Source organism: Ensifer sp. (assembly GCF_031989085.1).
Taxonomy (GTDB): domain Bacteria; phylum Pseudomonadota; class Alphaproteobacteria; order Rhizobiales; family Rhizobiaceae; genus Ensifer.
Window position 1 is genome coordinate 319,675 of record NZ_DALZXU010000005.1, and the last position, 13,006, is coordinate 332,680.

Here is a 13,006-nt window from a genome sequence, read left to right on the forward strand (position 1 = left end):
CGGAATTGCGCTGATTTTTCTGAATAAATCGCAACACCTGGACGTTCCTGTCCACTGGAGCCGCGGGTGCTGCCGGCAACTGGTGCCGCGACCGTTGCGTCCAGTCAGAGTTGTGCGCGGCAAAGCAGCGGCGATCCGACGACGATCGCTATTTCTGATGACACTCATGAAACTTTGTCATGGTGACGCATTTTGCCCGGATTCGCGCGGTTTTTCATACCCTGGCGCTTGCAAGACCGGGCGTCTTTCGACATAGACCTAACCGCTATGGAGCCTGGCTTTTTCGTTCCGTAGCGCTCACCGCGTCTCGAAACGATCAGGACCTTTCATCATGGCCTTCCTTGCCGATGCTCTTTCCCGTGTAAAGCCTTCCGCCACCATCGCCGTTTCGCAGAAAGCCCGCGAGCTGAAAGCGAAGGGACGCGACGTGATCGGCCTTGGCGCAGGTGAGCCGGATTTCGACACGCCGGACAATATCAAGAAGGCGGCGATCGACGCGATCAACCGCGGCGAGACGAAGTACACGCCGGTTTCGGGCATTCCGGAACTGCGCGAAGCGATCGCCAAGAAGTTCAAGCGCGAGAACAACCTCGACTACACCGCCGCCCAGACGATCGTCGGCACCGGCGGAAAGCAGATTCTTTTCAACGCCTTCATGGCGACGCTCAACGCGGGCGATGAAGTGGTCATCCCGGCGCCTTACTGGGTTTCCTACCCGGAGATGGTGGCGCTGTGCGGCGGCACACCGGTGACCGTTGCGACGACGCAGGAAAACAACTTCAAGCTCCAGCCCGCCGACCTCGACAAGGCGATCACGCCGAAGACGAAGTGGTTCATCTTCAACTCGCCGTCCAACCCGTCGGGCGCTGCCTATAGCCATGCCGAGCTGAAGGCGCTGACCGACGTTCTGATGAAGCACCCGCATGTCTGGATCCTGACGGACGACATGTACGAACACCTGACCTATGGCGACTTCAAGTTCGCCACCCCGGTCGAGGTCGAGCCCGGCCTCTACGATCGCACGCTGACCATGAACGGCGTCTCCAAGGCCTATGCCATGACCGGCTGGCGCATCGGCTATGCGGCCGGCCCGCTTCAGCTCATCAAGGCCATGGACATGATCCAGGGCCAGCAGACTTCGGGTGCGACGTCGATCGCCCAGTGGGCCGCCGTCGAGGCGCTCAACGGCACGCAGGACTTCATCCCCGAGAACAAGAAGATCTTCGAAGGTCGCCGCGATCTCGTGGTGTCGATGTTGAACCAGGCCAAGGGCATCGCATGCCCGACGCCGGAAGGCGCATTCTACGTCTACCCGTCCTGCGCCGGCCTGATCGGCAAGACCGCGCCATCGGGCAAGGTCATCGAGACCGACGAAGACTTCGTTTCGGAGCTGCTCGAATCCGAAGGCGTTGCCGTCGTGCACGGTTCGGCCTTCGGTCTCGGCCCGAACTTCCGCATCTCCTATGCGACGTCGGAAGCGCAGCTCGAGGAAGCCTGCCGTCGCATCCAGCGCTTCTGCGCAGCCTGCAAGTAAGCTTCAAGGCATTGCATCTGATGAAAAAGCCCGCCGGAAACGGCGGGCTTTTTTGTTGGCAAACCGATTCAACAAGCGGTCAAATTGATTCAATCCCGCCGGTTAAGGCGTTGAAATCAGTTTCGATTTGCCCTTGGTTCAGGCGCCCGGAACCTCGTCGTCGCCCACGACGCCGCCCTCGCTTTCGAGGATGGAGAGGCGGCGAGCCTCCGAACGGGTGAACTTCAGGCAGACGCCAATGCCACGCTCGCCTTCTGGCAGAAACATGGCGCCGGCATTTTCCAGCGCATGTGTTAGCGACTGGATGACCGCGTCCGACGGCTTCTCCAGCTTGCGTTCGAATTTCTGGATCGTGTCTTCGTCGACGCCCGAGAACGTCGCCAGCATCTCGCGCGAAATTTCAATGAGCGCCCGGGCGGCCCGGCACTGTGAACCTGTGATCATCGTCGCCTCCAGTTGCAACGAGGATGCGTGAAGGCCGGCACCGGGTCAACCACCAGCAGGCGGCCCGCGGCGTTTCGACCGCGGGCCGTTGTCGTGCCATTTGCGCGAGGTTTTGCGCGCGGCAAGGTGGCGAGGGCCCGCCTCGGCGAACGGGCAACCCGATGGTGCGGCCGGGGCACGCAGCGCCCCCTATTTCCCGCGCATGGCCTCGATGATGCCGGAGGCCTCATCGTTGCCGAAGCCGGCGGCGAGACGTTTTTTCGCCAGCCGTTCGATCGGCTCCATGAACGCCGGGTCGATGCCCTGGCTGCGGCTTGCGGCGACGATGTTGCCGATCGCCACCGATTGCATCTGAAGGTTCGACATCACGTCTCGGGCGTGCTCGCCGCTGTCGATCCGCTCTGCATAGTCGGGCAGCGCCGTCATCATCGCGGCAAGCCACGGCTCGACCAGGGGAAGGAACTGTTTCGCGGTAAAGCCGACGCTGCCGGCGAGTGCCGTTGCGTGCAGATAGCCGCCGAAGAGGCCGTACATCGCCGACAGCAATGCAAGGTCGCTGACGGCAGCAAGAACGGGATCCTCGCCGAGATAATGGCTCTGGCCGAAGGTGGCCAACAGCGCCTCGGCATCCTCGAATGCCGCGCGATCGCCGCTATAGAGAATGAAGGCGTGCGGCGTGCCGATCATCGGTGGCGTCGCCATGATGCCGCCGTCGAGATAGCGCGCGCCCTGTTCGCCAAGCCGGGCGGCGATCGCCCGGACCTCGTCCGGACGACCATTGGTGAGATTGACGATTGTCTTGCCGGCGATCGCCGCACCGAGGTCTGCAAGCGTCGCATCGACTGCGGGGTAGTCGGTGAGGCACAGGATGACGACGTCGCTTGCCGCGATGGCTTCAGTAACCGTTTCTGCCCGACTGGCGCCGCGGGCTGCAAGCGCGTCAGCGCGCGCCGGGGTACGGTTCCAGACGGTGACGGTGTTGCCCGTGTCGATAAGGGCGCCGGCGAGCGTCGTACCCATGGCGCCGAGGCCGATGACGGAAATGGACTTTGCTTTGGACATAGCGCTTCTCCCCTCCGTTTCAGGCTGCAGGCGACAATTGCTGGCCGAGACCGCCATCGACGGTCAGGCGAGCGCCGGTCGTGAAAGTGGCATCGAAGGCGAGGAACAGCACGGCGCGCGCCACTTCGTCGGCCGTACCGTTGCGGCCCATCGGCGTTATGGCGTCGCCGAGCGCCTTGAATTCGGCGCGCTCCGCATCGGTAACGCCGGCCACGCCCTTCGTCGGTGTGTCGATGAAGCCGGGGCTGACCGAGTTGACCCTGATGCCGCGCGGCAGAAGCTCGGCGGCAAAGACGGAGGCAAACGAGATCAGCGCCGCCTTGCTGCCGCTATAGACCGCCATGCCCGGGTGGCCGCCGACGTCGGCGACGGACGAGGTGAAGACGATCGAGCCGCCGTCGCGGATCAGCGGCGCCAGCCGCTGGACGGTGAAGAAGGCGCCCTTGGTGTTGATGGTGAACTGGCGGTCGTAGGAAGCCTCCGTCACCTGATCGAAGGGTTCCAGCAGTGACGTGCCGGCATTGACGTGCAGGAGGTCGATCGAGCCGAGCTTCTGCCCGACCGTCGCGCCGAGCACGGCGATCTTACCCAGGTCGGAGATGTCGGACCTTACCGCGTGGACGCGCGGTCCGAAGCGCTGCTGGATCCGGGCGAGGTTGGACTCGTTGTTGCCGGTCAACAGCACCTCGGCACCGCCGTCGACGAGCCGCTCGACTGTGGCAAGGCCCATGCCGTGCGTGCCGCCGATGACGACCGCTTTCCTGTCCTGATAGATACCCATTGTCTCTTCCTTCGATGTTCGGTTTCGATAGGTAAGAGATAATTTCGTGGACGATATTGCGTAAGATAGGCAAATGTGGATCTATCGTCCACATTTGTAGACAATGGAGCCTGCGATGCGCAATCTCAACGACTTCATCGTCTTTGCCCATGTGGTCGATCACAAGGGGTTCGCGCCAGCGGCACGGGCGCTGAACGTGCCGAAATCGACCCTGAGCAAGCGCGTGGCCGAACTGGAACGAACGCTCGGCGTGCGGCTGATCAACCGTACCTCGCGCCGCTTCACCGTGACCGAGATCGGCGAGGATTTTTATCGGCACGCCGCGGCGATGCTGATCGAGGCTGAGGCAGCCGAGGCGGTCGTCAAGGGGCGGCTTGCCGAGCCGAGTGGCACCGTCAGGATCACGGCCTCGGTGCCGACGGCGCAGATGATGCTGGCAGGGCTGTTGCCGCCGCTGGCGCAGGCCTATCCGAAGATGCGAGTGATGCTGCACGCGACCGACCGTTTCGTCGATGTGGTGCAGGAGGGGTTCGACATTGCCGTGCGCGACCACTTCGCGCCGCTGCCAGATTCCGGCATGGTTCAGCGACGGGTGGCAACGGATGCGATCCTCTTGGTGGCGTCACCCGCCTATCTGGAAACCAGCGGACATCCGCGCGATCCGAGCGAGCTTTCCCGTCATGACGGACTGCTCGCCTCCCTGACTGCGGAGGGATGGACGATGCGCAACGAAGCAGGCGTGGTCGTCCGGGTTCGCCCCATGCCGCGCTTCGTGGCCGACGAATCCGATGTGCTGCTGTCGGCCGCCGTGTCAGGTCTCGGTATCACCGCGCTGCCGCGCAAGATCTGCCGGGCGGAAATCGAGGCGGGCAGGCTGATGCGCGTGCTTGCGGATTGGGAAGCGGGCAGCGTGACGACGACGCTGTTGATGCCGCACCGGCGTGGGCAGTTGCCATCGGTGCGCGCCGTGGTCGACTTTATTGTCGCGCATGTGCCGGAAGGGTGAGGTTGGGCGGCAGTGCAGGCGCCTGCTCGAACAGTCCCGTTCGAGACAGACCCCGAGACGGCCGACACGATTAGCCCGGTTGCCGCCGGCACAAGGCCGGAATGAGAGTGGACTGAACGGGCTTCACGCTTTTTCGGCATGCCAACGGCTCGCTTCATGCAAAAGGCCCGCACGTGGCGGGCCTTTAAAGCTTGTCTCGGTCGGTCGCTCAGCGCTCTGCGAGTGCCGGTTCGCCCTTCTTCTCGCGTACCAGGTTCATGAACCGGCGGAAGAGGTAATGGCTGTCCTGCGGGCCTGGCGAGGCTTCCGGGTGGTGCTGTACCGAAAACACCGGCTTGCCGGCGACGCGAAGGCCGCAATTGGTGCCGTCGAACAGCGAAATGTGAGTCTCTTCAACGCCTTCCGGCAGCGACTTCGAATCGACCGCGAAGCCGTGGTTCATCGAGACGATTTCGACCTTGCCTGTCGTGTGATCCTTGACCGGGTGGTTGGCGCCATGGTGGCCCTGGTGCATCTTCTCGGTCTTGCCGCCGAGCGCCAGCGCCAGCATCTGGTGGCCGAGGCAGATGCCGAACACCGGAATGTCGCTCTTCAACAGGTCCTGGATGACCGGCACGGCATACTTGCCGGTTGCCGCCGGGTCGCCCGGGCCGTTCGAGAGGAAGATGCCGTCCGGCTTCTGGGCAAGCACCTCTTCGGCGCTCGTCGTTGCCGGCATCACGGTGACGCGGGCATTGAGGCCGGTGAAGAGGCGCAGGATGTTGCGCTTGACGCCGTAGTCGAGGGCGACGACGTGATAGGCAGCCTCGGTCTCGCCGAGCGTGGAATAGCCTTCGTCCCACACCCAGGGCTTCTCGCTCCACTGCGACGACTGGCCGGAGGTTGCGACCTTGGCAAGGTCGAGGCCTTCGAGCCCGCTCCAGGCCTTGGCTTCCGCCTTCAGCGTCTCGATGTCGAAGACGCCGGAGGGGTCGTGGGCGATGACGGCGTTGGGCATGCCGTTTTCGCGGATCCAGGCGGTGAGCGCCCGGGTGTCGATGCCGCAGAGGCCGATGATGCCGCGGGCCTTCAGCCAGGCATCCAGGTGCTTGACGGAGCGGTAGTTCGAGGGATCGGTGATGTCGGCCTTGAAGATGACGCCGACCGCGCCGTGGCGTGCTGCCGGCGTCAGGTCTTCGATGTCCTCGTCATTGGCGCCGATGTTGCCGATGTGCGGGAAGGTGAAGGTGACGATCTGGCTCAGATAGGAAGGGTCCGTCAGGATTTCCTGGTAGCCGGTGAGCGCCGTGTTGAAGCAGACTTCCGCCTGCACCTTGCCGGTTGCGCCGATGCCCTTGCCCTCGATGACGGTACCGTCGGCCAGAACGAGCAATGCGGTGGGTTTTTCAGTGGTCCATGCGGGTGTCGCGGTCATCGTTCCTATCCCGTTGCGGCGTGGAGCGCGGGGCTTGAAAGCCCGGCGGCTGATCGCCATTTCATGTGCTCAGGCATGGACGCGCGGAATCCCCGCGAAAAGTGCTCACATGCCGATGTCGTGCAGGTGCGGGAAAATAGCCAAAGCGCAAAGCCCGGTCAACCGGCCGCTGTGAATTGTCCGGAAATAAAATTCCTTATAATTCAAGCGGTTGTGTAATCCGTTTGATTGCACCTGCCACACTGGTTTAAGACGACGACAACATTGACGCATCGAACCGGTTCCGGGCATGAGCACCGCGGGCCGGCTTCGACATGGAGTAAAGACATGCGCGACCAGTTCGCTGAGGTACTGAAAGAAGCCCTGAAGGCCAAGGATACGCGGCGCACCTCGACCGTGCGACTGATCCAGGCCGCGATCAAGGACCGTGATATCGCCAACCGTGGTCTTGGCAAGGACCCGGTCGGGGATGAAGAGATCCTGCAGATCCTCTCCAAGATGATCAAGCAGCGCGAGGAATCCGCGCGCATGTTCGATCAGGGCGGCCGGCCGGAGCTTGCCGAGCAGGAGCGCCAGGAAGTCGCCATCATCAACCAGTTCCTGCCGGCACAGCTGTCGGAAGACAAGGTGCGTGAACTCTGCGCCTCCGTCATCCAGGAAACCGGCGCACATGGGCTTCGCGACATGGGCAAGTGCATGAATGCGCTCAAGGAGCGCTATCCCGGCCAGATGGACTTCGCCAAGGCCTCGGGCCTGGTCAAGGACCTGCTGAAGTAAACGACAGCGCCCGCTCATCTGCAGCGGGCGCCGTTGCGGCACGGGCGGTGCCGCAGTGCCTTTCACAGGCAAGGTCGATCAGCGCGAATTTCTCTGCCTGATAGTCCCAATATTCGCGGATGAAGTCCCGCGACAGCCAGAGGCTGCCACGGCCCGGCGCGCCTTCCCACCCCATGCTTCCCAATTCCGCGGCCTTGCCGAAGATGCGCTTCAGATGCGTCTTGGAGATCATGAAGCGATCGCTGAGATCGCTCGATGACACGGCACCGATTTCCGTGCGCGGCGCGTCCGGATCGAACGCGGCGATGCGCGAAAAGAGGTCGTCCATGACGACGCCGCCGGAATTGACCCAGGTGAAGAGATCGAAGGTCGGACCCGGGCGGCGTACCCGTTCGTTGCCGACGAGCGCATGGGCGATTGCCGGCTGCAGCCTGGCAAAGACATCAGGCGCCTGCTCGAGCGCAACCGCTCTTGCGCCGCCGTCGAGTGCGTCCAGTATAGTCAGATGGGCCTGCAGCCATTTCCAGACATAGTCGAGCGCCGCCTCGGTCGGCTCCAGCGGTCGCGCCCGTTTGTCCGGCCGATCGGCGATATGCCGGGCGAACCGATAGGCGACCATCTCCTGGGTGAAGGAGGCGGCCGTGTTGCGGCTGGCGATCTCGTTTGCGACGATATAGTCGATGAACCGGCCGGAATAGAGGCCGCTTGCCGGATCCTGCGGGTTGCGCTCGTGGTAGAGGGCAAGGCCCGACTGCGCCATCAGCCAGCGCTGCTGCGAGGCGAAGATCGAAGCGAGCCGCGGGTTTGCGCCATACATCGCCACCATTCCGCGCGCATAGCTGAGCACGGCGTTGAAGAACCCGGCGTTGGATGCAAGTGCTTCGACGGAGATGGCCATGATGCGGGATCCGAGGGCAGGAGGCGAATTCATCCTATCGCATCCGATCAGAGTCAAGATCGACGGACGGTCAGCATCAAAGCGTGCATTCGCGTCTGGCGTGTGACGTCGGGCCCGCTCGGTCAAGCCTGGGCAGAGATAGCGGTGGCCGGAGCCTGTGAATTGCGGGCACGGTTGCCTTGCGCTGTGGCGTCCGGCGTTCTGCCCGCCTATATGGAAGATCGACCAGGGGTATCCATGCGCTTTTCACAGACCTTTCTTGACGAGATACGCGACCGCGTGCCGATTTCGGACGTGATCGCCAAACGCGTCACCTGGGATCGGCGCAAGACCAATGTCTCGCGCGGCGACTACTGGGCCTGCTGCCCGTTCCACGGCGAGAAGTCCCCGAGCTTCCACTGCGAGGACCGCAAGGGCCGCTACCATTGCTTCGGCTGCGGCGTCACCGGTGATCATTTTCGGTTTCTGACCGATCTGGAAGGCCTGAGCTTCCCGGAGGCGGTGCAACAGATCGCCGACATGGCCGGCGTTGCGATGCCGCAGCCCGACCCGCAGGCCGAGAGACGCGAGAAGGAACGCACCAGCCTGCTCGACGTGATGGAGCTGGCGACGCAGTACTTCGAGGACCAGCTGCAGCAGGCCAATGGCGCCAAGGCGCGCGCCTATCTGCGCGAACGCGGGCTGACCGGCCGCACGATCGAGACCTTTCGACTGGGTTTTGCGCCCGACAGCCGCAATGCGCTGAAGGAGTTTCTGGCCGGCAAGGGGATCGCCAAGGACCAGATCGAGGCCTGCGGCCTGGTGGTGCATGGGCCCGATGTGCCTGTCTCCTACGACCGTTTCCGCGACCGCATCATGTTTCCGATCCTGTCGTCGCGCGAAAAGGTGATTGCTTTCGGCGGTCGCGCCATGTCGCCCGATGCGCCGGCGAAGTATCTCAATTCCAACGAGACCGAGCTCTTCCACAAGGGCAACGTGCTCTACAACTTTGCCCGGGCGCGGCGGGCGATGGCCGGGGTGGATGCTGCGGCGACCATCATTGCGGTCGAAGGCTATATGGACGTGATCGCGCTGCATCAGGCCGGCGTCGAGAATGCCGTTGCCCCGCTTGGCACCGCGCTCACCGAAAACCAGCTCGACCTCCTGTGGAAGATGACGTCGCAGCCCGTGCTGTGCTTTGACGGCGACGGTGCCGGCATCCGCGCCGCCAACCGCGGCGTCGATCTGGCGCTGCCGCATCTGAAGCCCGGCCGCTCGGTGCGGTTCGCCATGCTGCCCGACGGCAAGGACCCCGACGATCTCGTGCGCCAGGAGGGGCGGGCACCGTTCGACCAGGTGCTGGCCAATGCCCGCTCGCTTGCCGAGATGGTGTGGCTGCGGGAAATCCAGGGCAGCTCGTTCGACACGCCGGAAAAGCGCGCCGAGCTCGAAGCGAAACTCAAGCAGGTGACCGCCGTCATCGCCGACGAAAGCGTCCGGCGTCACTATGGTCAGGACATGCGCGACCGGCTGCATGCCTTCCTGCAGGCGGCAAGCCCCGGCCGCGGCGGTGAGCGGCGCCAGTTCGAGCGTGGCAATCGCCAGGGCGGCGGCCAGCGAGGTGGCCCCGGCGGGCGTCAGCAGCAGAACACGTCAGGCCCGACGGCTATCTCTGATCGGCTGGCGCGCTCGTCGCTCGTCAGCGGCCAGCAGGCGGTGCCGTCGCTGCGCGAAAGCGTACTGGCGCTCACCATCGTCAATCACCCGCAGTTGCTGTTTGACGAGTATGACGAGATCTCGACGATCGAGTTCGACCATCGCGATCTGCAGCGTTGCTGGGCGACGGTGCTGAATGCCGCTGCGGCCAACGGCCCGCGCCTGACGCGCGAGGGGCTGGTGGAGCAGCTGGATGCCGAGGGCTTTGCCCCGCTGATTGCGGCGATCGACCAGCAAATCCGCTATGCACGCCTTTGGACGGCGACGGCGGCTGCAGCGCCTGAGGATGCCCGCGAGGGCTACCTGCAGGCGCTGGCGCTGCACCAGCGCTCCAAGGCACTGCACTGGCAGCGCCGCGAGCTCGAGCGCGAACTGGCGCATGCAACGGAGGAGGCAGACCTCGAAGCCGTGCCGCAGCTTCTGCGCACCTTGCAGGAAGTCCAGCTCGAAGTGACGCGGCTTGAAAACCAGGAAGCGATCATCGAAGGATTCGGCGTGCTTTCGGGACGGGTGAAGGGGCCGGCGGCCCGGTAGTCCTGTCGCTCGATACCCCGGCCATCCGCCTGCCGGCACCTTTACACGCCTGCGGGATAGAGGACGGCCCTACGGTTTCGGCCCGTCAGTTTGCATCCGCCCCGCCCAAACCCCATACTGGGCGCCCGACGAAAGCGATTCCATGCAGCACACACAGACTTCCTCCGCCGCGCGCCTGTTCGAGACCGAAGGTGTTGGCAATCCGCTCGATGTGCTGAAGCGCGTCTATGGCTATTCGGCTTTCCGCGGCCGGCAGCAGGAAGTGGTCGAGCATGTGGCCGCTGGCGGTGACGCCGTCGTTCTGTTTCCGACCGGTGCCGGCAAGTCGCTGTGCTTCCAGATCCCGGCTCTTTGCCGCGCTGGCCTCGGCGTCGTCGTCTCGCCGCTGATCGCCCTGATGCGCGACCAGGTGGAGGCCCTGAAGCAGCTCGGCGTCAATGCTGCGGCGCTGAACTCATCGCTGACGCGTGAGGAGGCCATAGCCGTGCGCCGGCAGATCGCCGACGGTACGCTCGACCTGCTCTACGTCACGCCTGAGCGCATCGTCACCGATGGTTTCGCCGACCTCATCGGCAATGCCCGCATCGCGCTTTTTGCCATCGACGAGGCCCATTGCGTGTCGCAATGGGGCCATGATTTCCGGCCGGAATACCGCACGCTCGGTCTTCTCGCCGAGCGCTACCCCGGCGTGCCGCGCATCGCGCTGACGGCGACGGCCGACCCGCATACCCGTGAAGACATCATCGAGCGTCTGTCGTTGCAGGGCGCCGAAGTCTTCACCACCAGCTTCGACCGTCCCAATATCGCCTATGAAATCGTCGAGCGCGACCAGCCGCGCCAGCAGCTGCTGCGTTTCCTCACGCGCTTTCGCGGCTCCTCCGGTATTGTTTACTGTCTGTCGCGCGCCAAGGTCGAGGATACGGCCGAGTGGTTGAACGGGCAGGGGATCCGCGCGCTGCCCTATCACGCCGGCATGGACCGGACGCTGCGCGACGCCAACCAGGACGCGTTCCTCAAGGAGGAAAGTCTCTGCCTGGTCGCGACCGTCGCCTTCGGCATGGGCATCGACAAGCCTGACGTGCGCTATGTCGCCCATCTCGATCTGCCGGGGTCGGTCGAGGCCTATTACCAGGAGACCGGCCGTGCCGGCCGCGACGGCCAGCCGTCCGAGGTCTGGATGGCCTATGGCATGGCCGACGTGTTGCAGCGCCGCCGGATGATCGATGAGGGCGGGGCCGCCGACGACATCAAGCGCATCGAGCGCGGCAAGCTCAACGCGCTGCTGGCGATCTGCGAAACGGCGGGCTGCCGCCGCCAGGCGATTCTCGCGCATTTCGGCGAGGCGCATCCCGGCCGCTGTGGCCATTGCGACACCTGCCTGAAGCCGGTCGAAACCTGGGACGGAACCGAGGCCGCGATCAAGGCGCTCGCCGCCGTCTACCGCACCGGCGAACGCTTCGGCACCGGCCATGTCGTCGACGTGCTGATGGGCACGATCAACGAAAAGACCGAGCGCTTCGGCCACGTCGATATCCCGGTCTTCGGCGCCGGCAAGGATCTGCCGGCCCGGACATGGCAATCGGTGTTTCGGCAATTGCTGGCCGCCGGTCTCGTCAGCGTCGATCACACGGCCTTCGGCGCGATCAAGCTCGAGCCGGAGGCGCGCGCCGTATTCAAGCGCGAGCGCCAGGTGCTGTTTCGCAAGGACCGTCCGCAGACCGGCAAGGCCGCACGGCAGGCCAAATCCGGCAGCCAGCGCGAGCGCGCGGATCTCGCCGGTTCGGATCTCGAGCTGTTCGAACTGTTGCGCGCCGAACGCTTCACCATCGCCAAGGACCTGAACGTCCCGCCCTATGTCGTCTTCCCGGACGCCACCCTGATCGCGCTCGCCAAGGAGCGCCCCCGCGGTTTCGACGAATTGCTCGATATCCCCGGCATCGGCGAAAGCAAGCGCGAACGCTACGGCGAGGCGTTCCTGGCTGTCATCGACGGGTATCTGGAAGGCTAAGGGCGCGCCAAAGCGCAGGCATGGCAAGCGTTCAGTCTATCGCGCCGCGTCGGCGGCGCGATAGGTGGCGCTCATGTGGACACACCGTTCCAGCCTCGTCGTCCGCACACGTATGCGCAACTTCCCCGAAGCAATCTTTCCGGCGCGGACGAGGACGCGACATAAAATGTCGAGCGAGCGGGCCCATCATGCAATGCCCTGTCGTTTTCCCTGTTGAACGCCGCCCGAACCCCTCAAATCGCTGGATTTTGCTGCAACGGGAAAGCTGGCGTGGTACTCGTCTGGCACGAAATGTCCTCTTCACGGTGAAAGCGGCCAGCCATGACATCAGCTTTTCTCTCCCATCTTCGCTCCGAGCTCGACGGCCTCAAATCGGCGGGGCTTTACAAGTCCGAGCGGGTGATCGTCTCGAAGCAGGCGGGCGAGATCGAGGTTGCCTCGGGCGAGCGGGTGTTGAACTTCTGCGCCAACAACTATCTCGGCCTTGCCGACAATGCGGAGCTGGCGGAAGCCGGGAAGGCGGCGCTTGATCGGTACGGTTACGGCATGGCCTCGGTGCGCTTCATCTGTGGCACCCAGGAAGAACACAAGCAGCTGGAGGCGCGCATCTCGTCGTTCCTCGGCCTTGAGGACACGATCCTCTATTCCTCCTGTTTCGATGCCAATGGCGGCCTGTTCGAGACGCTGCTCGGCGAAGAGGATGCGATCATCTCCGACGCCCTCAACCATGCCTCGATCATCGACGGCGTGCGGCTGTCGAAGGCCAGGCGCTTCCGCTATGCCAACAACGACATGGCAGCGCTGGAGGAAGAGCTGAAGAAGGCCGAAGGCAGCCGCTTCAAGCTGATTGCCA

11 protein-coding genes are annotated in these 13,006 nt (G+C 64.0%); 6 read left to right on the forward strand and 5 right to left on the reverse strand.

Annotated elements, in window-relative coordinates; all coding sequences use genetic code 11:
- Window positions 1–331: 331 nt before the first annotated feature.
- Window positions 332–1,534 carry a pyridoxal phosphate-dependent aminotransferase gene (locus RTP54_RS22100; protein WP_312365792.1) on the forward strand — a complete coding sequence of 401 codons (1,203 nt, stop codon included), beginning with the start codon at window positions 332–334 and terminating at the stop codon, window positions 1,532–1,534.
- A 138-nt stretch (window positions 1,535–1,672) separates the two neighbouring features.
- Here RTP54_RS22100 and RTP54_RS22105 read toward each other — a convergent pair whose 3' ends face one another.
- The 3 genes from RTP54_RS22105 to RTP54_RS22115 all read right to left on the reverse strand — a co-directional run bounded on the left by RTP54_RS22105 (window position 1,673) and on the right by RTP54_RS22115 (window position 3,821).
- Window positions 1,673–1,978: a helix-turn-helix transcriptional regulator gene (locus tag RTP54_RS22105; RefSeq protein ID WP_112812212.1), complete on the reverse strand. Its 306-nt coding sequence runs from the start codon at window positions 1,976–1,978 to the stop codon at window positions 1,673–1,675.
- Between the two features lie 189 nt (window positions 1,979–2,167).
- Window positions 2,168–3,040, reverse strand: coding sequence for an NAD(P)-binding domain-containing protein (locus tag RTP54_RS22110; protein WP_312365793.1), 873 nt, complete (start codon window positions 3,038–3,040; stop codon window positions 2,168–2,170).
- 19 nt (window positions 3,041–3,059) lie between these two features.
- Complete coding sequence (locus RTP54_RS22115; RefSeq protein WP_312365794.1) at window positions 3,060–3,821, reverse strand: SDR family oxidoreductase; 762 nt, start codon at window positions 3,819–3,821, stop codon at window positions 3,060–3,062.
- Window positions 3,822–3,936: 115 nt separating this feature from the next.
- On the opposite strand from RTP54_RS22115, the gene RTP54_RS22120 reads away from it, so the two are divergent.
- Entirely contained in the window at window positions 3,937–4,827 is an 891-nt protein-coding gene (locus tag RTP54_RS22120; RefSeq protein ID WP_312365795.1) for a LysR substrate-binding domain-containing protein, read from the forward strand.
- 208 nt (window positions 4,828–5,035) lie between these two features.
- On the opposite strand, the gene carA is transcribed toward RTP54_RS22120, so the two are convergent.
- A complete protein-coding gene (gene carA, locus RTP54_RS22125) occupies window positions 5,036–6,241 on the reverse strand; it encodes a glutamine-hydrolyzing carbamoyl-phosphate synthase small subunit (RefSeq protein ID WP_112815398.1) in 1,206 nt (401 codons plus the stop codon).
- A 327-nt stretch (window positions 6,242–6,568) separates the two neighbouring features.
- Here carA and RTP54_RS22130 point away from each other — a divergent pair, with 327 nt between their 5' ends.
- Window positions 6,569–7,018 carry a GatB/YqeY domain-containing protein gene (locus RTP54_RS22130; protein ID WP_112812216.1) on the forward strand — a complete coding sequence of 150 codons (450 nt, stop codon included), beginning with the start codon at window positions 6,569–6,571 and terminating at the stop codon, window positions 7,016–7,018.
- Here the strand turns inward: RTP54_RS22130 and RTP54_RS22135 are convergent.
- The gene (locus tag RTP54_RS22135) at window positions 6,999–7,916 is read right to left on the reverse strand and encodes a hypothetical protein (protein WP_312365796.1); all 918 of its coding nucleotides are present in this window, start codon (window positions 7,914–7,916) and stop codon (window positions 6,999–7,001) included. The genes RTP54_RS22130 and RTP54_RS22135 overlap by 20 nt on opposite strands.
- A 237-nt stretch (window positions 7,917–8,153) precedes the next feature.
- On the opposite strand from RTP54_RS22135, the gene dnaG reads away from it, so the two are divergent.
- The 3 genes from dnaG to RTP54_RS22150 form a co-directional block, all read left to right on the forward strand.
- On the forward strand, window positions 8,154–10,145 hold the full coding sequence (dnaG, locus tag RTP54_RS22140; RefSeq protein WP_112815399.1) for a DNA primase: 1,992 nt from the start codon (window positions 8,154–8,156) through the stop codon (window positions 10,143–10,145).
- Between the two features lie 142 nt (window positions 10,146–10,287).
- Window positions 10,288–12,153, forward strand: a complete 1,866-nt coding sequence (recQ, locus tag RTP54_RS22145; RefSeq protein WP_312365797.1) for a DNA helicase RecQ — start codon at window positions 10,288–10,290, stop codon at window positions 12,151–12,153.
- 321 nt (window positions 12,154–12,474) lie between these two features.
- Window positions 12,475–13,006, forward strand: a 532-nt coding sequence (locus RTP54_RS22150; RefSeq protein WP_312365798.1) for an aminotransferase class I/II-fold pyridoxal phosphate-dependent enzyme, incomplete at its 3' end; no start/stop codon positions are given.

Coding starts and splice junctions, on each gene's coding strand:
- RTP54_RS22130 (WP_112812216.1), top strand. CDS start 6,569: ATGCGCGACCAGTTCGCTGAGGTACTGAAAGAAGCCCTGAAGGCCAAG.
- RTP54_RS22120 (WP_312365795.1), top strand. CDS start 3,937: ATGCGCAATCTCAACGACTTCATCGTCTTTGCCCATGTGGTCGATCAC.
- RTP54_RS22110 (WP_312365793.1), bottom strand. CDS start 3,040: ATGTCCAAAGCAAAGTCCATTTCCGTCATCGGCCTCGGCGCCATGGGT.
- RTP54_RS22135 (WP_312365796.1), bottom strand. CDS start 7,916: ATGGCCATCTCCGTCGAAGCACTTGCATCCAACGCCGGGTTCTTCAAC.
- RTP54_RS22100 (WP_312365792.1), top strand. CDS start 332: ATGGCCTTCCTTGCCGATGCTCTTTCCCGTGTAAAGCCTTCCGCCACC.
- dnaG (WP_112815399.1), top strand. CDS start 8,154: ATGCGCTTTTCACAGACCTTTCTTGACGAGATACGCGACCGCGTGCCG.
- RTP54_RS22115 (WP_312365794.1), bottom strand. CDS start 3,821: ATGGGTATCTATCAGGACAGGAAAGCGGTCGTCATCGGCGGCACGCAC.
- RTP54_RS22105 (WP_112812212.1), bottom strand. CDS start 1,978: ATGATCACAGGTTCACAGTGCCGGGCCGCCCGGGCGCTCATTGAAATT.
- carA (WP_112815398.1), bottom strand. CDS start 6,241: ATGACCGCGACACCCGCATGGACCACTGAAAAACCCACCGCATTGCTC.
- recQ (WP_312365797.1), top strand. CDS start 10,288: ATGCAGCACACACAGACTTCCTCCGCCGCGCGCCTGTTCGAGACCGAA.